A 17,846-nucleotide genomic window follows, 5' to 3' on the forward strand; every position below is an offset into this window, starting at 1 on the left:
GACGTGCGCAACCGGGGTCATGGCCTTCGGTCGTTCCGTGGGGTCTCACGACCCTCGCCGGCCTTCTCGCGCCGCTCGGCCCGGTCCGGTTGCGGCTCGTCCGCCGGTCCGGGGCTCACGAGCGGGTGGGTGACCTCCGGCGTCGTGGCCCGGTCAGGGACCGGGAACGCAGTCTCGCCGAGGTCGGCACGGCGCGCCGACGTACGAGCGGGACGCTCGCGCTCGGCGAGGGGGAAGACGTTCCAGCGCGCGACGTCGCCGAGGATCCACGGAACGGTCCGGGCTTGCTGGTCCCAGCACCGCACGTCGAGCGGTCGTCCTTCCTGGTCGAAGAGCTGCACGCCGGTCAGCGGCTGACCCGACGCGTCGTAGGCCGCGATGTTGCAGACCTCGCGGCCGCCGTTGAGGACGCCGGACTCCGTCATGAAGAGCTCGGCCTCCCCGTAGCCTTGGTTGTAGCGGCTCCAGGACTGCTGGTCGAGCTCGCCGTTGATGACGGGCAGGCTCACGATCGCGCACAGGTTGAGCGCCAGGAGCACCACACGAGCCAGCAGACTCCGCGAGCCGGGGGTGCGCGCGCCCGGCCACAGCACACCGAGCCCCACGAGCGCGCTTCCCACCACGCAGACCGCGAGCATGAGGAGGCCGATCGCCGGGTGCACGCCCGGCAACCAGGTCAGCCCGTAGTCGTACCACCCCGGCCACAGCAACGCGACCACGACCGAGGCGGCCCAGGCGCGCAGCACCCACCAGGCAGGACGCAGGGTGACGAGCACCCGCCACGCCGACACCACACGCGGCCGCGAGACCTGGAGGTCGAACCACGCCCGGGCGGCGTCGAGCTGCTCGAGCAGCATCACTCCCGCCGGCGGGCTCGGGCGCCGGCCAGGGACCGGGTCGAACCCGGCGGCGGTGCGCAGCTCGCGGGCATAGGCCACCGCGTCGCCGAGGACGTCCGCCCCCTGCTCCGCGACCTGGTCCGCCAGGTCGGCCTCGAGTCCCTCCGTCAGCTCGAGCCGGTCCTCCTCGGGAAGGTCGGAGAGGAGGTCGCGGACTCTGTCGACGAAGCCGGCGACGTCAGGTCGGACGGGAAGATCGGTGGTGCTCATGCGCTGACTCCCGGAGTGGTCGAGTGAGGTGCGGTGGAGGCGAGGAGCCCGTCCAGGGTGGACGCGAAGGCGTACCAGTCCGTGCGCTGCTCATGGAGCTGCCCACGACCGACCGGCGTGATGCCGTAGTACTTGCGGTGCGGTCCGCTTTCGGAGGGCACGACGTACGACGTCAGTGCGCCCGCGGCGTAGAGGCGGCGCAGCGTCCCGTAGACCGAGGCGTCGCCCACCTCCCGCAGGCCACCGTCGCGCAGCCGCCGCACGATGTCGTAGCCGTAGCCGTCCTCCCCCTCGACCACCGCCAGCACGGCGAGGTCGAGCACGCCCTTGAGGAGCTGGGTCTGATCCATGCAGCGCACACTACTCCGTATCGCGCAGTACCGCGCAGCACGCTGTCAGCGTGTCGCCCGTGGCCCGGACGTGCGAGACGGGGCCGACCCCCATGGGCCGGCCCCGTCGCGCTCACGCTGGTGGGTCAGACGGTGACCCCGTCGAGGACGGCGAGGACCTCGTCGGCCGTCGTGGCCGCCCGGAGACGAGCCACCTGCGACTCGTCCGCGAACACCATGGCCAACGAGCGGAGCAGGGCCAGGTGGTCGTCGCCGGCGCCGGCGATGCCCACGACGAAGTCGGCCTGCTTGCCGTTCCAGTCGATGCCCTGGTCGTAGCGGACGAACGACAGCGCGGAGCGGCGGATCGCCCCCTTGGCCTCGTTGGTGCCGTGCGGGATCGCCAGGCCGTTGCCCATGTGGGTCGAGACCGACTTCTCGCGCTCGTGCATCGCCTCGACGTACGACGCGTCGACCGCGCCCGCCGCGACGAGGAGCTGGCCCGCCTCGGCGATGGCGTCGTCCCGCGTGCGGGCGGAGCCGCCGAGGACGATCGAGTCGCGCGAGAGCACGTCGGCCGCCGCGGCGGCCGGGGCCTCGTCGGCGACGGCGGTCCCGGAGGAGGTGCCGAGCATCTCCACGATCTCGTCGTAGCGCGGGCTGCCCATGAAGTTGTCGACCGAGACGTGCATGGCGGACGGCGTCCTCTGGCGGGCCCGGTCCGTGAGGTCCTGGTGGGTGACCACGAGGTCGTAGCTGTCGTCGAGGCTGGAGATCGCCTTGTTGACGACCGTGACGTCACCGTGGCCCGCCTGCTGGATCTTCCGGCGGAGCACCGAGGCGCCCATGGCGGAGGAGCCCATGCCGGCGTCGCAGGCGAACACGATGGACCGCACCGGGCCCGCGGCGGCGGCGGAGCCGCCGAGCATGCCGCTGACCGAGGACTTCTTGCCCTTGTTGGCCTCCATCTGCGCGGTGGCGGCCGCGAGGTCGCCCTCGTCGGTGGAGCGGTCGAGCTTGAGCAGGAAGGAAGCGATCGCGAAGGACACCGCGGTGGCGGCGACCACCGACAGGGTCACCCCGACGAAGCTGCCGGCCGGGGTCGAGAGCCACACCGCGATGATCGAGCCGGGCGAGGCGGGCGAGCGCAGGCCGGAGCTGAAGGCCACGTTGGTCGCCACACCGGCCATGCCGCCGCCGATGACGGCGAGGACCAGCTTGGGCTTCATCAGCACGTAGGGGAAGTAGATCTCGTGGATGCCGCCGATGAACTGGATGATGATCGCGCCCGGCGCCGACGCCTTGGCGGCACCACGGCCGAAGAACGTGAAGGCCAGCAGCAGCCCCAGGCCGGGGCCGGGGTTGGCCTCGAGCAGGAACAGGATCGACTTGCCCTCCTCGAGCGCCTCGGTCGTGCCGAGCGGCGTCAGGATGCCCTGGTTGATCGCGTTGTTGAGGAACAGGATCTTGGCCGGCTCGATGAAGATCGAGGTGAGCGGCAGCAGGCCGTTGTCGACGAGCGTGTCGACGACGTTGGACGCCAGCTTGCTGAACTGCTCGACGAACGGCCCCGCCACGACGAAGCCGAGGATCGCCAAGATGGCGCCCCAGATGCCGGCGGAGAAGTTGTTGACGAGCATCTCGAAGCCGGGTCGGATCTTGTGGGACCACAGCGCGTCGAGCTTCTTCATCGACCAGCCGCCGAGCGGGCCCATCACCATGGCGCCGAGGAACATCGGGACGCTGGCACCGGCGATCGCGCCCATGGTGGCGATCGCGCCGACCACGCCGCCGCGGGTGCTGTCGTCGTACATCATCCGACCGCCGGTGTAGCCGATGAGCAGCGGCAGCAGGTAGGTGATCATCGGGCCGACGATGCCGACGCTGTCCGTGCCCTCCCAGCCGCCGAGCTGGCCCACGAACCCGTAGGTGTAGCCCTCCTCCAGCGTGTAGCCGAAGGCGTTGTCGCCGATGAGGGCGATCCAGCCGGTGGGGATGAAGAGCGCGGTGATGAGCCCCCACGCGATGAACGCGCCGATGTTCGGCAGGACCATGTTGGAGAGGAACGTGCCGAACTTCTGCACGCGCACCCGCGCGCCGGAGCTCGACGCGGGAGTGGAAGTTGTGGTCGCCATGCTTGATGTCCTCCAGTCGAACGTGGGGTGAGCCCCATCACATGATGTCCGCGATTAAACCTCACGAACGGGCCTGTTGCCAAGCATTCGGGCACGTTTTCGTGCCCGACTGTGTGGCTTTCCGCCTCAGTCGTTCAGCTGGCTGTCGAACAACGCCCTCTCCACCTCGTCGTTCCACGTGCCGCCGGGCCCCAGCTGGGCGGCGACGTCCGGAAGCTTCTCCTCCAGCTCGTCGAGTCCCATGAGGGGGAGGTCGTGGATCTGGGGGAAGATCAGCACCTTGCCGGAGTAGGTCCCGTCGACCAGGGCCCGGAGGCCGTCCTTGGCCGCCAGCATGCCGCCGACGGCGCCCACGATGGATCCCGGGGAGAGCTGGCCCTGGTTGGCCAGGTCCACGACCTGCTGCTGGTCGTGGATGGTCAGGCCCGACGTCCCGGTGTACTGCGCGTTGCCGAGGTAGACCGCGCTCAGGTCCAGCGGCGCCAGCGTGCCGTTGGGGACACCGGCGAAGAAGACCAGCATCCCGTCGGGCCGCATCAGCGTGTCGGCCTCGGCCATCACGGCGGAGATGGGGACGCTGACCACGACGTCGTCGGCCCCCTGACCGTCGGTGAGACCCATGACGAAGTCGACGAGGGACTGGTCCGCGGTCTGGGAGTTGAAGGTGATCAGCTCGCAGTCGTTGCTCTCCGCCAGGTGGGCCAGTCGGTCCTCGAGGCTCCTGAGGCGTTCGTCGCTCACCTCGGTGGCGATGATCCGCTTCGGGCCGTCGGTCTGCTGGATGGCCCTCTGGACGTGCATCAGGCCCATCGGGCCGCCGGCGCCGACGAACACCGTCGTACCTCCCGGGCGCAGGTCGCAGCGGTTGCGCGCCTCGCCGTAGGAGGCGGCGATGTCCGGACCCCGACCGCCGAGGTAGGCGGTGTAGTCGTAGTGCAGGCGGCCCACGTCGAGGTCCACGAGGCCGTCCAGGGCGGTCTCGCCCACCAGGTTGAGGGTGCCCCGCCGCGCGATGTGCGTGGCGACGGCACCTGCCGTCGCGGCGGAACGAGGGTCGAGCACGACGATGTCGTCGAAGCCGGCGCCGTCGGTCAGCTCGTCCACCAGGGCCTGGTAGTCGTCCACGCCGATGCCGTCGCGCACGACCACGTCGGCCGAGGTGCTCTCCAGCAGCTCGCGCACGGAGGCGGGCACGTCGGACGTCACGATGGTGGCCGGGGCGTCGAGCCCGGAGGAGAACTCGTAGTCCCGCTCGTCCCCGGGCCGGCCGACGATCCACATCGTCCCGCCGGTCTTGGGCTCCAGGCGGCGACGCTGCGTGTAGGCCGCCATCACGCACCCCCAGGGCTCCAGCGTGGACCCCTCGGCGTAGCCCATGGTGTCGGGGAGGGGCAGCAGGCAGGCGCCGTCATCGGTCTCGAGCATCTCCGCGCCCATGAGGTGGTACTGCGTCAGGCCGCCGGGGACGGTGTAGCCGTAGGCCGTGCTCCTGCCGTCCTGGTAGATGTCGGGCTGCACCGCCAGCCTCTGGCCCGGGTGGTAGCGGTCCTTGAGGTTGTCCCCCACCTCGATGACGGTGAGGCTCACCTCGTGCCCGAGCCGGGTGGGGTCGTGGGCCAGGTCGCGGTCGTAGAGCTTCGGGTGGCTGCCGCCCTGACGCATGATCTTCACGTCGGAGAAGCAGAGTCCCACGCTGTCGATGCGCACCAGCATGTGGTCGGCGTCGGGCGTGGGGACGGGGACCAGCTCGGGGGCACCGTCCTTGCCCATGTTCTCCTCGCCCGCGCCGTGCAGGTACCAGGTCCAGGAGCCGTCCGGCAGCTCGGCATCCGCCGCGCGGTACCGGTCGTACGTCGATGTCATGCGTCCTCCGTCGTGAGATGGGTGGGGGTTGTCAGTGGCCGAGCAGCTCGCGGACGGCTGCTCGCGCGGCCATCGGGTCGGGCGCCCCGAGCGCAGCCTCGGCTGCCGCCTCGCACGTCTCCAGGCTCACCATGCCGAGCTGGGCACCGACAGGACGTACGGCGCGTGCGGCCATGGAGAGCGACGAGATGCCCATGCCGATGAGCGCCGTGGCGAGCAGCGGGTCGGCGGCGGCCTCCCCGCAGACGCCGACCGGCTTGCCGGCCTCGGTGCCGGCGTGGGCGGTGATCGCGATCAGCTGGAGGACGGCGGGCTGCCACGGGTCGGTGAGGTGGGCCAGGTCCGTGGCCATCCGGTCGGCGGCCATGGCGTACTGGGTGAGGTCGTTGGTGCCGATCGAGAGGAAGTCGACGACCTCGAGCATCCGGTGGGCGAGCAGGGCGGCGCTCGGGATCTCCACCATCACGCCGGCCTTGAGGCCGCGGGCGTGGACCTTCGCGGAGAAGTCGGCCGCCTCGGCCACCGTCGCGACCATCGGCGCCATCACCCAGGTCTCGGTGCCGGTCCGCTCGGCCGCTGCCGCGATGCCGTCGAGCTGGCGGTCCATCAGGCCGGGGTTGTCGAAGCTCAGCCGGAGCCCGCGCACCCCGAGCGCCGGGTTCTCCTCGCCCGTGTGGGTCGCGAAGGCGACCGGCTTGTCCGAGCCCGCGTCGAGGGTGCGGACGACGACGTAGCGGCCGTCGGCGTAGGGCGCGAGAACCTTGCTGTAGATGTCGGCCTGCTCCTCCACGCTCGGCTCGTCCTTGCGGTCGAGGAAGCACAGCTCGGTGCGGAACAACCCCACGCCCTGCACCGGCTCGCGGCCGGCCGACTCCGCGGAGGCGCCGTCGGCGACGTTGGCGAGCAGCTTGAGCGGCAGTCCGTCGGCGGTGGCCGCCGGACCGCTCCAGGACGCGAGCTGCTCACGGAGCCGCAGGCTCTCCGCGACCCGCGCGCGGGCGTCGTCGGGGTCGGCGCCCGTCTCGATCGTGCCGGTCTCGCCGTCGACCACCACGAAGGTGCCCGCGGGCAGCTCGGTGACCCCCGCGGCGCCGACGACGCACGGGATGCCGAGCTGGCGGGCGATGATCGCCGTGTGGCTGGTCGCGCCGCCGCGCTCGGTCACCAGCGCGGTCACGAGCGCGGGGTCGAGGCCGGAGGTATCGCTCGGGGCGAGGTCCTCGGCCACCAGGATCGACGGCTCCGTCGGGGTGGGCACGCCGGGGGCCGGCTCGCCGACGAGGTGGGCGACGACCCGGCGCTCGATGTCGCGCAGGTCGGTGACGCGCTCGGCCATGAGCCCGCCCATGCTGGTGAAGATCGTGACGAACTGCTCGACGGCGCCCTGCACGGCTGCCACCGGCCCCTGGCCGGCCGTGAGGTTCTTGGCGACGCCCGAGCGCAGTCCCTTGTCGCGCGCCAGGCCTGCGCTCGCGGTCAGCACCTCGGCCGCCGCGCCCTCGGCGCGGGCCGCCTTGTCGGTGAACGTCTGCGCCACGGCGCCCACCGCGTCGTCGTACGCAGCGAGTGCGGCGTCCGGATCGGCGAAGTCACCCTCGCCGTAGCGCGCGATCGCCTCGGGCGAGACCTCGCCGCGGACGTGCAGGACGGGGCCCGCGGCGACACCCGGTACGACCGGGGTCCCGCTCAACGAGGGGTGCTCGGCTGTGGTCATGGACACACCGTAGAACACCGCGTTGTTGACAAGCAACATATTCGGGACTAAAACAACACATACACAGATCCTCGGGAAGGGGACCGATGTACGCCGAAGAGCGCCAGCAGGCCATGGCCCACCTGATCAGTCGCCGCGGCCGGTTGTCCGTGGTGCAGCTGGCCGAGGAGTTCGAGGTCACCACCGAGACCGTGCGCCGCGACCTGTCCACCCTGGACCGGATGGGTCTGGTCCGCCGGGTGCACGGAGGCGCCGTCCCCGCCGGCTCGCTCACCGTCATCGAATCAGGGATCGGCGAGCGCGACCAGTCCAACACGCAGGCCAAGGAGGCGATCGCCAACGCGGCGGTCGCCCTGCTGCCGCCGCCCGACTCGGTGGTCGTGATCGACGCCGGGACCACGACCTCCCGCTTCGCGGCCGCCCTCCCCCGCGACCACCGCCTGACCGTGGTCACCCACGCCGTCCCGGTCGCCACCCGCCTGGCCGGCCTGCCGCAGATCGAGCTGCACCTCCTGCCCGGCAAGGTGCGCCCGGCCACCCACGCCGCCGTGGGCGCCGACACCGTCACCGCCCTGTCCGACCTGCGCGCCGACGTCGCCTTCGTGGCGACCAACGGCATCACCGTGGGCCACGGGCTCACCACGCCCGACAGCGACGAGGCGGCGAGCAAGCGGGCCATCATCGCCTGCGCGCGGCGTACGGTGGTGCTCGCAGACTCGACCAAGTTCGGCATCGAGACGGCCGTGCGCTTCGCGACCCTCGACTGCCTGGACGTGCTCGTCACCGACAGCGACATCGAGGCCGCGGACCGCCGCGCGCTGGAATCCGCCGGAATCGAGGTAGTGATCGCATGATCCTCACCCTGACGCCCAACCCCAGCTTCGACCGGACGGTCGCCCTCGACGGCCACCTCGACCGCGGCCAGGTGCACCGCGTGGTCTCGGTGACGTCGCAGGCCGGCGGCAAGGGGGTCAACATCTCGCGGGCCGCGGTCAGCGCCGACATCCCCAGCATCGCCGTCGTGCCCGCCCTCAAGGACGACCCGTTCGTCCTCGAGCTGCTCGGCGTGGGCATCGACTGCCGCCCGGTGCGACCGGCCGGCAACGTGCGCGTCAACCTGACGATCACCGAGCCCGACGGCACCACCACCAAGCTCAACTCCCCCGGCGCCGAGGTGGCCACCGAGGACCTCGAGCGGATGGCCGAGGCGGTCCTGGCCCGCGCGTCGGTCGCCGCCTGGACCGTGCTGGCGGGCTCGCTGCCCGCAGGCGCCCCGCCCGGCTTCTACGCCGACCTCGTACGCCGCCTGCGCGCCGTGGGTGGCCACGTGGCCGTCGACACCAGCGACGGCCCGCTGCAGGCGCTGGTGGAGGCGCTCCCGGCAGCCGCCCCGGACCTGATGAAGCCCAACGGCGAGGAGCTCGCCTCCTTCACCGGCGGCGACGCCGAGAAGCTCGAGGCCGATCCCGCTGCCACGGCGGTGGCCGCCCGCCAGCTCATCGAGCGGGGCGTGGGCGCCGTCCTCGCCACCCTCGGGGGCAACGGCGCCGTCCTCGTGACGGCGGAGGGCGCCTGGCACGCGACTCCCCCGCCCACCACCGTCGTCAGCACCGTGGGTGCCGGCGACTCCAGCCTGTTCGGCTACCTGCTCGGCGACATGCGGGGGCTGCCGGCCCCCGAGCGCCTCGCACTCGCCGTCGCCTACGGCAGCGCCGCCGCAGGTCTGCCCGGAACGACCATCCCCCAGCCCTCGCAGCTCCGCACCGAGCTCGTCGGCGTCACCGCCCTCGGAGGCACAGCATGACCGACCTCATCACCACAGACCTCGTCCGGCTCGGTGCCGGCTGGGGCGCGGACAAGCACGAGGTGATCCGCGCCCTCGCGGCCGTCGTCGACGACGCCGGCCGCGCCACCAGCAGGGACCAGCTGATCGAGGACGCGTTCGCCCGCGAGTCCACCTCGTCCACCGGGCTGCCCGGCGGCATCGCGATCCCCCACTGCCGCACGGCCGGGGTCGAGACGCCTACGCTCGCCTTCGCCCGGCTCGACCCCCCGGTCGACTTCGGCGCCAAGGACGGCCCCGCGGACCTGGCGTTCCTCATCGCGGCACCGGCCGGCGGCGACGCCGACCACCTGACGATCCTCACCAAGCTCGCGCGTGCCCTCGTCAAGCCGGCCTTCACCGACTCGCTGCGCTCGGCCGGATCGGCCGAGGAGGTCGTCGACCTGATCACGCACGAGATCGGCGAGACGGCCCCCGTGGCGAAGAAGACCCCCGCCCCGGCGTCCGGCACCCCGTCCGGTGCGGCCGAGCCCGGAGGCGGCGAGACCCGGGCCCCGGGCCAGGCCGTCGCCGACGCGACCGGCTCGACGCCCCCCGCCACCTCCGACGGCGCGCCCGCGACCTCGGCCGGTACGTCGGCCGGCACCTCGGCGGCCGCCGCGACGGCACCCGCCTCCGACGGCATGCCGACCCTGGTCGCGGTCACCGCGTGCCCGACCGGCATCGCCCACACCTACATGGCGGCCGAGGCCCTCGAGGCCGCTGCCGAGCGGGCGGGGGTCCAGCTCGAGGTCGAGACCCAGGGGTCGGCCGGCGCCACCCCGCTGGCACCCGCCACCATCGCCGCCGCCGGCGCCGTCATCTTCGCCGTCGACGTGGGCGTGCGTGACCGGTCCCGGTTCGCCGGCAAGCCGATGGTGACCTCCAGCGTGAAGCGTCCGATCGACGACGCCGACGCGATGATCGCCGAGGCCCTGCGCTACGCCGCCGACCCGTCGGCGTCGCCCCGGGTCGAGGGCGCGGCCGGCGGCGGGTCCTCGGAGGGCACCGGCGCGACCGGGCAGGAGAGCTGGGGCGGTCGTACGCGACGCGTCCTGATGACCGGCGTCTCCTACATGATCCCCTTCGTCGCCGCGGGCGGCCTGATGATCGCCCTCGGCTTCCTCTTCGGCGGCTACGAGATCGTCGGCCCCGCGCAGGAGATCCTGCTCGAGAACTCCTTCACCAACCTGCCCGACCCGTCGGCGCTCGGCCTCGACCACGCCCTGTTCGACTCCGGGTTCTTCGCCTACATCGGTGCCCTGCTGCTGATCATCGGCCAGACCGCGTTCGCGTTCTTCATCCCTGCACTGGCCGGCTACATCGCGTACGCCATCGCGGACCGCCCCGGCATCGCCCCCGGCTTCGTCATGGGTGGCCTCGCCTCCAACGTGATCGGCGTGAGCGGCGACTCCGCCTACCCCGCGACGGGCTTCCTCGGCGCGATCGTCGGCGGCGTGCTCGCCGGCGTCATCGCCCACTGGATCGCGGGCCGCAAGGTCCCGGCCTGGGCCCGCGGCCTGATGCCGGTGCTCGTGATCCCGCTGGTCACCAGCGTGGTGGCCGGCTTCCTCATGCTGGTGGTCCTCGGCCGGCCGATCGCCTGGTTGATGGGCCAGCTCGAGGACGGCCTCAGCTCGCTGAGCGGCGGCAGCGCCGTCCTGCTCGGCGTCATCCTCGGCCTGATGATGGCCTTCGACATGGGCGGTCCGCTCAACAAGGTCGCCTACAGCTTCGCCGCCGCCGGCGTCGGCGGTGCCGCGCTCTCCGGCGACGCACCCGAGCTGCGGATCATGGCCGCGGTCATGCTGGCCGGCATGGTCCCGCCCATCGCCCTGGCGCTCGCCACGGTGATCCGCCCCAGCCTGTTCTCCATCCCCGAGCGCGAGAACGGCAAGGCCGGCTGGCTGCTCGGGGCGTCGTTCATCACCGAGGGCGCCATCCCGTTCGCCGCGGCCGACCCGCTGCGGGTCATCCCGTCGATCATGGCCGGCAGCGCCGTCACCGGCGGCCTCGCCATGGCGATGGACGTCAGCGTGCGGGCACCCCACGGTGGCATCTTCGTGCTGTTCGCCGTGGACGGGGTCCTCGGCTACCTGATCGCCCTCGCGGCGGGCGTCGCCGTCGGTGCCGCTCTCGTGATCGTCCTCAAGAGCCTGGGCCGCCCGAGCCCCGACGTCGCTACTGTCTGACCACGCCCGTCCCGCCGCACCCACACCCCACCCCACCCCAAGGAGAACCATGCCCAGCAAGTCCGTCGTCGTCGGCTCCGCCGTCGGCCTCCACGCCCGCCCCGCCGCGATCATCGCCGAGAAGGCCGGCGAGCTCGGCTCCGACGTGACCATCAACGGCGTCGACGCCAGCTCGTCGCTGATGATCATGACCCTCGGCGCCGGCAACGGCGACACCGTCGAGGTGGCCGGTGACGACCAGGCCGCGGTGGACGCCATCGCCGCGCTGGTCGAGCAGGACCTCGACGCCTGAGGCACTCCCGGTGGGCGGTGCCCGAGCCACGTCCTCGTCGTACGACGAGCAGCTCGGGCACCGCCCACCGGCATGTCCGGGGCCGATGCGCCGGGCGGGGGCGAGCCCTGCGTTAGTCGGTCCGTCGCAGCGCTCGGTAGGCGGCCCGCACGCTCACCGCGCGCTCGAGCTCGGCCACGATCGAGCTGAAGAACTGGGTGCGGTAGACCTCGTCGGTGACGGCGTAGACCGTGAAGTAGAGACCGCTGAAGGCCGCGAGGAACGTCGACACCTGCACCAGCTCCCAGTTGGCGCGGGCGGAGAACGGCAGGTTGGTCACCTCGTGGCCGATCCACCCGGCGATGACGCCCGGGTCCATGACCAGCAGCCCGAAGACCACGAAGAACACGAAGACGCTGACGCTGAGCAGCACGACCTGCACGAGCTGGGTGATGAGCAGCATCAGCACGAGGTTCGCCTTCTGGAGCCCCGAGATGGCCACCTCGTCGACGACCTTCGCGCCCGCAGGCTGCCGGAACCCCTCGAGCGGCGTGCCCACCAGGTGGCGTGCCAGCTCATCGGGGTCGACGTGCTCGTCGAACCCCGCCAGCTCCTCGGGCAGCCGGACGAGCAGGAACCCGACGGTGATCGTGAGGAACAGCGCCACCGTCAGCCACATCACCCGGCCGTCGAGCGTGGCCGACACCTCCCAGACCTCGGCGTTGATGAAGAGGAAGGTCACGAAGAGCAGCAGCAGTGGCAGCGCTCGCGTCACGAGGGGGAAGAGCAGGCCGAGGCTCGAGAAGGTCTGGCTCGCGGCCCAGCGGGCCACCACCCACGCACGCAGGGTGAACAGCGCGTAGAGGGCGACGCTGAGCAGGCCGAGGTTGATCCCGGGGACCAGGCCGTCGTCCCACTCCAGGTGGTCGGTGAGGGCGAACCCGCACACCACCGCGGCCGCGAGCACGACGGCGAGCAGGCCGACCCGGACGAGCCGACCGCGCGCCAGCCCGCGCTGGACCTCGGCCCGGATGTCGTCGACGAAGTAGGGCAGCCCGTGGTCGACGAACCACTGCTCCACGGCCGCCAGGTCCGTGCGGTCGGTGCGGTCCCCCGTCACGCCAGCAGGTCCCGAGCCCGGCGCACGTCGTCGTGCATCGTCTCGATGAGTGCCTCCATGCCCTCGAACTTCACCATCCCGCGGAGCCGGTCGACGAACGCCACCTCGACCTCCACGCCGTAGAGCTCGAGGTCGTCGCGGTCGAGCACGTAGGACTCCACGCGGCGGTCCCGCTCCCCGTCGAACGTGGGGTTGGTGCCGACGGAGATCGCCGCCGGGTAGCGCTCGCGCGTGTCGAGGCGCGTCAGCCAGCCGGCGTACACGCCGTCGGCGGGCGCGGCGTCCACCGGCGGGATCGGCACGTTGGCGGTCGGGTAGCCCATCTGGCGCCCGCGCTTGTCCCCCTCCACCACGGTCCCGCGGACGGTGAACGGACGACCGAGGGCCTCTGCGGCCCCGGCGACGTCGCCGGTCGCCAGGCACTGGCGCACGTAGGTCGAGCTCCAGACCTGCGGCCCACCGTCGAGGGCCACGCCGACGGTCTCGAAGCCGCGCGAGGCGCCCGCCTCGACGAGCGTGGCCACCTCGCCGGCGGCCTTGGCGCCGAAGCGGAAGTTGGCGCCGACGACCACGGCGCCGGCGTGGAGGGTGTCGACGATGATCCGGTCGATGAACTCCTCCGGCGACCAGCCGGCGATCTCGCGGTCGAAGCCGACCACGAGGATCGCGTCGACGCCGGCGGACTCGAGCAGCCGGGCGCGCGTGTGGATCGAGGTCAGGGTGGGCGGCGCGTGGTCGGGCCGCAGCACCGCCATCGGGTGGGGGTCGAACGTCACCGCCACGACGGAGTCGATGCCGAGCCGGGAGGCGGCCGCGCGGGCCTCGCGCAGCACGTGGGCGTGCCCGAGGTGGACGCCGTCGAAGTTGCCGATGCTCACCACGGTGCGGCCGAGGTCGGCCGGCACGTCCTCGACGTCTCGCCAGATCTGCACGTCGGCAGCCTACTGGCGGCCCCGAGCCGGCCCCGCGCTCCCCCCGCCGTCCCCTCGCTGCCGCCCGCCGTTGCTCAGACGAAGACGGCGACGGGCCTGGCGCGTGCGCCGTGCGGCTCGTAGAGGGCGAGGAACTCGCCTCCCGGCGCGAAGACTGCGTGCGCCCCGTCCCCCGGCAGCGCCAGGTCGAGGGGGCGCCCGAACCGGACGTGCGCAGCCTGCTCCTCGTCGAGGTCGATCGAGGCGAACGTGCCGCGGGCGGCGTCGGCGATGGGAACCATGGCGAAGTCGTCGGCCAGCTCGTCGAGCGTGCGGGCGACCGAGAGGTCGAAGGAGCCGACGGCCGTGCGCCGCAGCGCCGTCAGGTGACCGCCGACGCCCAGCGCAGTCCCCAGGTCGCGCGCGATGGCGCGGATGTAGGTGCCGCTCGAGCAGCGGACCGAGATGCGCACCTCCGGCAGCGTCACGTCGGTCACGGCCAGCTCGTGGATCGTCACCGGCCGGGCCGCGAGCTCGACCTGCTCGCCGGCGCGGACCCGCGCGTAGGCGCGCTGCCCGTCGACCTTGATCGCGGAGACGGCGGTCGGGACCTGCTCGATGTCGCCGACGAACCGCGCCAGCTCCGCGCGTACGTCGTCCTCCCGCACGCCGCCGGTGCCACGCGTCTCGACGACCTCTCCCTCGGCATCGTCGGTGGTCGTCGACACCCCCAGCCGGATGGTCGCGTCGTAGGCCTTCTCGGTGAGCATCAGGTGCCCGAGCAGCCGCGTGGCCCGGTCGACGCCCAGCACGAGCACACCCGTCGCCATCGGGTCGAGGGTGCCGGCGTGGCCGACCTTGCGGGTGCCGGCGAGGCGGCGGACCCGGGCGACGACGTCGTGGGAGGTCATGCCCGGGGACTTGTCGACGACGACCAGACCGGGGTCGACCATCAGGGGCGGACGTCCCCGTCGAGGTCGTCCCCGCCGGGCTCGTCCTCGTCGGGCTCGTCCTCGTCGTCGAGGTCGTCCTCGGCCGCCCGCGGCTTCTTGTAGGGGTCGGGCTCGCCGGCGTAGGCCGTGCCGCGCTGCGCGGCGACCGCCTCGTCCTGCTCCTTGGCGCGGGCGAGCACCTCCTCGAGCTCCCGGGCGCTCTCGGGGAGCGCGTCGGGGATGAAGGTCAGCGACGGCACGATGCGCATGCCGAGCTGCCGGGCGACCTCGGAGCGGATGACGCCCTTGGCCGACTCGAGCGCAGCGGCGGTGCTGGTCCGCTCCTCCTCGCCGCCGAGGACGGTGTAGAAGATCGACGCCTGCTGGGAGTCGCCGGTGACCCGGACGTCGGTGATGGTGACGAAGCCGAGGCGCGGGTCCTTGATGCGACGCTCGAGCATCTCGGCGACGATCACCTGGATGCGGTCGGCGATCTTGCGGACGCGGGGGTTGGTCATGTGCTCACTCTCTCAAATGCCGACCGGGCACCTGCACAGCAGTGCAGGTGCCCGGTCAGTGTCCTACGTCAGCTGCGCGGGATCTCGCGCATCTCGAACGACTCCACGACATCGCCGATCTTGATGTCCTGGAAGTTGCGGAGCACCAGACCGCACTCGAAGCCCTCGCGGACCTCCGAGGCGTCGTCCTTCTCGCGGCGGAGGGAGAGGAGGTCGAGGTTGTCGGCCACCACCGCTCCGTCTCGCAGGACCCGGACCTTGGCGTTGCGCCGGATGAGGCCGGAGGTGACCATGCAGCCCGCGATGTTGCCGGCCTTGGACGAGCGGAAGATCTCGCGGATCTCCGCCTGGCCGAGGGTCGACTCCTCGTAGATGGGCTTGAGCATCCCCTTGAGGGCCGCCTCGATCTCCTCGATCGCCTGGTAGATGACCGAGTAGTAGCGGATCTCGACACCTTCCTTGTCGGCCATCTGGCTCGCCTTGCCCTGCGGGCGGACGTTGAAGCCGATGATGATGGCGTCGGAGGCGGCAGCCAGGTCGACGTTGGTCTCGGTGATGGCACCGACACCGCGGTCGATGACCCGCAGCGAGACCTCGTCGCCGACGTCGATCTGCGACAGGGCGTCCTCGAGCGCCTCGACCGAGCCGGACACGTCGCCCTTGAGGATGAGGTTGAGCTCCTGGCTCTCGCCCTTCTCCATGGAGGCCATGAAGTCCTCGAGGCTGCGACGCACGCGACGCTTGGCCTGCATGGCCGCACGCTCGCGCGCCTCACGCTTCTCGGCGATCTGGCGAGCCATCCGGTCGTCCTCGACCACGATGAAGTTCTGCCCGGCACCCGGCACCGCCGAGAGGCCCAGCACCATCGCGGGACGTGACGGGTCGGCCTCGAGGATCTCGTTGCCGTGCTCGTCGAGCATCGCGCGGACCCGGCCGTGGGCCGGACCGGCGACGATCGAGTCGCCCACGCGCAGCGTGCCGCGCTGGACCAGCACCGTCGCGACGGGGCCGCGGCCGCGGTCGAGGTGCGCCTCGACCACGAGGCCCTGTGCGTCCTGCGTGGGGTTGGCCCGCAGGTCGAGCGACGCGTCGGCCGTCAGGACGACCGCCTCGAGCAGCTTGTCGAGGTTGATGCCGGCCTTGGCCGAGACGTCGACGAACATCGCGTCGCCGCCGTACTCCTCGGGGATCAGGCCGTACTCGGTGAGCTGGCCGCGGACCTTGGTGGAATCGGCCTCCGGCTTGTCGATCTTGTTGACCGCGACCACGATCGGCACCTGGGCCGCCTTGGCGTGGTTGAGCGCCTCGACCGTCTGCGGCATGACGCCGTCGTCGGCCGCGACGACCAGGATCGCGATGTCGGTGGCCTGGGCACCACGGGCACGCATGGCGGTGAACGCCTCGTGACCGGGGGTGTCGATGAGGGTGATGCGGCGGTCCTCGCCGTCGACCTCGGTGTGCACCTGGTAGGCACCGATGTGCTGGGTGATGCCACCGGCCTCCTTGTCGACCACGTTGGCGTCACGCAGCGCGTCGAGGAGCTTGGTCTTTCCGTGGTCGACGTGACCCATGACGGTCACGACCGGCGGACGGATGACCAGGTCGGCCTCGTCGCCCTCGTCGGCACCGAACTCGAGGTCGAAGGTCTCGAGCAGCTCGCGGTCCTCGTCCTCGGGCGAGACGATCTGGACGACGTAGTTGAGCTCCTCGGCGAGCAGCTCGAACGTCTCGTCACCCACCGACTGCGTCGAGGTCACCATCTCGCCGAGCGAGAACAGCATCTGCACCAGGGCAGCGGCGTCGACGTTGATGCGCTCGGCGAAGTCGGTCAGCGAGGCGCCACGCGGGAGACGGACGGTCTCCCCGTTGCCCTTGCGGACCCGCACGCCGCCGATCGTCGGGGCCTCCATGGCCTCGAACTCCATGCGACGCGCCCGCTTGGACTTGCGTCCGCGGCGCGACGGGCCGCCGGCGCGCCCGAAGGCACCCTGGGTCTGGCCACGCTGGCCGGGACGACCGCCACCTGGGCGACCGCCACCGGACGGACCGAAGCCGCCGGGGCGACCCGGGGCACCGCCGCCGGGAGCACCGGCACCGGCGCCGGGACGACCCGGGGCACCACCGCGGGCGGGGGCACCCGGACGACCGGGACCGCCACCGGGACCACCGCGGGCCGGACGGCCGCCGGGGCCGTTGCCGAACGCGGCCGGGGACTTGGGCATCATCGCCGGGTTGGGGCGCGGCATGCCGGGGCGTGCCTCGCCGCCGCCGGCCGGCGGACGCGGCGGACGGGTGTCGTCGCCCGGGGTGCGCGGGGCCGGGCGCGAGCCCATCCCCTGGCTGGGGGCGAACGGGTTGTTGCCGGGACGCGGTGCGCCGGGCCGGCCCACCGGACGCGGTGCCGGGGACTTGGCGGCCGGAGCAGCCGGGGCTGCCGGGGCAGCCGGGGCGGCAGGCGCCGCGGACTCGGCCGCGGGTGCCTGCGGCTCGGCGGCAGGTGCCTTGGGTCCGGGCCTCGGGCCGGGCCTGGCGGCGGCCGGTGCGGCCTCCTCGACGACGGCCGGGGCGGGAGCCGCGGCGGGTGCCTCGGCGGCGGGCGCAGCGGCCGGCTTGGGGCCGGGACGCGGCGCCGCCTTCTTGTCGGCCGGCTTGTCAGCGGGCGCGTCGGTGGACGTCGCAGCCGGCGCGGCGGCCTGCTGGGTCGCGGGGGCGGCAGCCTCGGCGGCGGGGGCTGTGGCCGCAGCGGCCTTCAGCTCGTCGCCGTACTGCTTCTTGAAGCGCATCTCGACGGGCGGCTCGACAGTCGACGATGCCGACTTGACGAACTCCCCCATCTCCTTGAGCTTCTCGAGAACGAACTTGCTCTCGACTCCGAACTCCTTGGCGAGTTCGTGGACTCGGGTCTTTGCCACGGTTGGTCTCTACTCCTT

At 72.3% G+C, this 17,846-nt stretch carries 14 protein-coding genes; 4 read left to right on the forward strand and 10 right to left on the reverse strand.

Annotated elements, in window-relative coordinates; genetic code table 11:
* Positions 1-17: 17 nt before the first annotated feature.
* From SHK17_RS13670 to ptsP, 5 genes are all read right to left on the reverse strand, one after another.
* On the reverse strand, positions 18-1,109 hold the full coding sequence (locus tag SHK17_RS13670; RefSeq protein ID WP_322919578.1) for a DUF1700 domain-containing protein: 1,092 nt from the start codon (positions 1,107-1,109) through the stop codon (positions 18-20).
* On the reverse strand, positions 1,106-1,459 hold the full coding sequence (locus tag SHK17_RS13675) for a PadR family transcriptional regulator (protein WP_172273870.1): 354 nt from the start codon (positions 1,457-1,459) through the stop codon (positions 1,106-1,108). The genes SHK17_RS13670 and SHK17_RS13675 overlap by 4 nt, the downstream gene beginning before the upstream one ends.
* Before the next feature lie 125 nt (positions 1,460-1,584).
* The gene (locus tag SHK17_RS13680) at positions 1,585-3,573 is read right to left on the reverse strand and encodes a PTS mannitol transporter subunit IICBA (protein WP_322425520.1); all 1,989 of its coding nucleotides are present in this window, start codon (positions 3,571-3,573) and stop codon (positions 1,585-1,587) included.
* Between the two features lie 126 nt (positions 3,574-3,699).
* Complete coding sequence (locus SHK17_RS13685) at positions 3,700-5,436, reverse strand: zinc-binding dehydrogenase (protein WP_322919581.1); 1,737 nt, start codon at positions 5,434-5,436, stop codon at positions 3,700-3,702.
* A gap of 31 nt (positions 5,437-5,467) precedes the next feature.
* On the reverse strand, positions 5,468-7,150 hold the full coding sequence (gene ptsP, locus SHK17_RS13690; protein ID WP_172273861.1) for a phosphoenolpyruvate--protein phosphotransferase: 1,683 nt from the start codon (positions 7,148-7,150) through the stop codon (positions 5,468-5,470).
* Between the two features lie 86 nt (positions 7,151-7,236).
* On the opposite strand from ptsP, the gene SHK17_RS13695 reads away from it, so the two are divergent.
* The 4 genes from SHK17_RS13695 to SHK17_RS13710 are packed head-to-tail and all read left to right on the forward strand — an operon-like array spanning position 7,237 to position 11,456.
* Positions 7,237-8,004 (forward strand): DeoR/GlpR family DNA-binding transcription regulator, encoded by a 768-nt coding sequence (locus SHK17_RS13695; protein WP_172273858.1) that lies wholly within the window; start codon positions 7,237-7,239, stop codon positions 8,002-8,004.
* Positions 8,001-8,954 (forward strand): 1-phosphofructokinase family hexose kinase, encoded by a 954-nt coding sequence (locus SHK17_RS13700; protein ID WP_322919583.1) that lies wholly within the window; start codon positions 8,001-8,003, stop codon positions 8,952-8,954. Before SHK17_RS13695 ends, SHK17_RS13700 begins: the two co-directional genes overlap by 4 nt.
* A complete protein-coding gene (locus SHK17_RS13705; RefSeq protein ID WP_322425525.1) occupies positions 8,951-11,164 on the forward strand; it encodes a PTS fructose transporter subunit IIABC in 2,214 nt (737 codons plus the stop codon). The genes SHK17_RS13700 and SHK17_RS13705 overlap by 4 nt, the downstream gene beginning before the upstream one ends.
* 49 nt (positions 11,165-11,213) lie before the next feature.
* Entirely contained in the window at positions 11,214-11,456 is a 243-nt protein-coding gene (locus SHK17_RS13710; protein ID WP_056602465.1) for an HPr family phosphocarrier protein, read from the forward strand.
* A 112-nt stretch (positions 11,457-11,568) separates the two neighbouring features.
* On the opposite strand, the gene SHK17_RS13715 is transcribed toward SHK17_RS13710, so the two are convergent.
* From SHK17_RS13715 to infB, 5 genes are all read right to left on the reverse strand, one after another.
* Positions 11,569-12,555 carry a hypothetical protein gene (locus SHK17_RS13715; RefSeq protein WP_172273849.1) on the reverse strand — a complete coding sequence of 329 codons (987 nt, stop codon included), beginning with the start codon at positions 12,553-12,555 and terminating at the stop codon, positions 11,569-11,571.
* Positions 12,552-13,487, reverse strand: a complete 936-nt coding sequence (locus tag SHK17_RS13720) for a bifunctional riboflavin kinase/FAD synthetase (protein ID WP_322919587.1) — start codon at positions 13,485-13,487, stop codon at positions 12,552-12,554. Before SHK17_RS13720 ends, SHK17_RS13715 begins: the two co-directional genes overlap by 4 nt.
* Before the next feature lie 74 nt (positions 13,488-13,561).
* On the reverse strand, positions 13,562-14,419 hold the full coding sequence (gene truB, locus SHK17_RS13725; protein WP_322919588.1) for a tRNA pseudouridine(55) synthase TruB: 858 nt from the start codon (positions 14,417-14,419) through the stop codon (positions 13,562-13,564).
* Complete coding sequence (gene rbfA / locus SHK17_RS13730; RefSeq protein WP_322425529.1) at positions 14,419-14,916, reverse strand: 30S ribosome-binding factor RbfA; 498 nt, start codon at positions 14,914-14,916, stop codon at positions 14,419-14,421. Before rbfA ends, truB begins: the two co-directional genes overlap by 1 nt.
* A gap of 68 nt (positions 14,917-14,984) precedes the next feature.
* Entirely contained in the window at positions 14,985-17,828 is a 2,844-nt protein-coding gene (infB, locus tag SHK17_RS13735; protein WP_172273837.1) for a translation initiation factor IF-2, read from the reverse strand.
* Between the last annotated feature and the right edge of the window lie 18 nt (positions 17,829-17,846).

The sequence above is a fragment of the Nocardioides renjunii genome (assembly GCF_034661175.1).
Classification (GTDB): Bacteria; Actinomycetota; Actinomycetes; order Propionibacteriales; family Nocardioidaceae; genus Nocardioides; species Nocardioides renjunii.

What these genes read in the sequence shown, in the direction of transcription:
- SHK17_RS13670 (WP_322919578.1), bottom strand. Translation starts at nt 1,109, where the DNA reads ATGAGCACCACCGATCTTCCCGTCCGACCTGACGTCGCCGGCTTCGTC.
- SHK17_RS13675 (WP_172273870.1), bottom strand. Translation starts at nt 1,459, where the DNA reads ATGGATCAGACCCAGCTCCTCAAGGGCGTGCTCGACCTCGCCGTGCTG.
- SHK17_RS13710 (WP_056602465.1), top strand. Translation starts at nt 11,214, where the DNA reads ATGCCCAGCAAGTCCGTCGTCGTCGGCTCCGCCGTCGGCCTCCACGCC.
- ptsP (WP_172273861.1), bottom strand. Translation starts at nt 7,150, where the DNA reads ATGACCACAGCCGAGCACCCCTCGTTGAGCGGGACCCCGGTCGTACCG.
- truB (WP_322919588.1), bottom strand. Translation starts at nt 14,419, where the DNA reads ATGGTCGACCCCGGTCTGGTCGTCGTCGACAAGTCCCCGGGCATGACC.
- SHK17_RS13685 (WP_322919581.1), bottom strand. Translation starts at nt 5,436, where the DNA reads ATGACATCGACGTACGACCGGTACCGCGCGGCGGATGCCGAGCTGCCG.
- SHK17_RS13695 (WP_172273858.1), top strand. Translation starts at nt 7,237, where the DNA reads ATGTACGCCGAAGAGCGCCAGCAGGCCATGGCCCACCTGATCAGTCGC.
- SHK17_RS13700 (WP_322919583.1), top strand. Translation starts at nt 8,001, where the DNA reads ATGATCCTCACCCTGACGCCCAACCCCAGCTTCGACCGGACGGTCGCC.
- SHK17_RS13680 (WP_322425520.1), bottom strand. Translation starts at nt 3,573, where the DNA reads ATGGCGACCACAACTTCCACTCCCGCGTCGAGCTCCGGCGCGCGGGTG.
- rbfA (WP_322425529.1), bottom strand. Translation starts at nt 14,916, where the DNA reads ATGACCAACCCCCGCGTCCGCAAGATCGCCGACCGCATCCAGGTGATC.
- SHK17_RS13705 (WP_322425525.1), top strand. Translation starts at nt 8,951, where the DNA reads ATGACCGACCTCATCACCACAGACCTCGTCCGGCTCGGTGCCGGCTGG.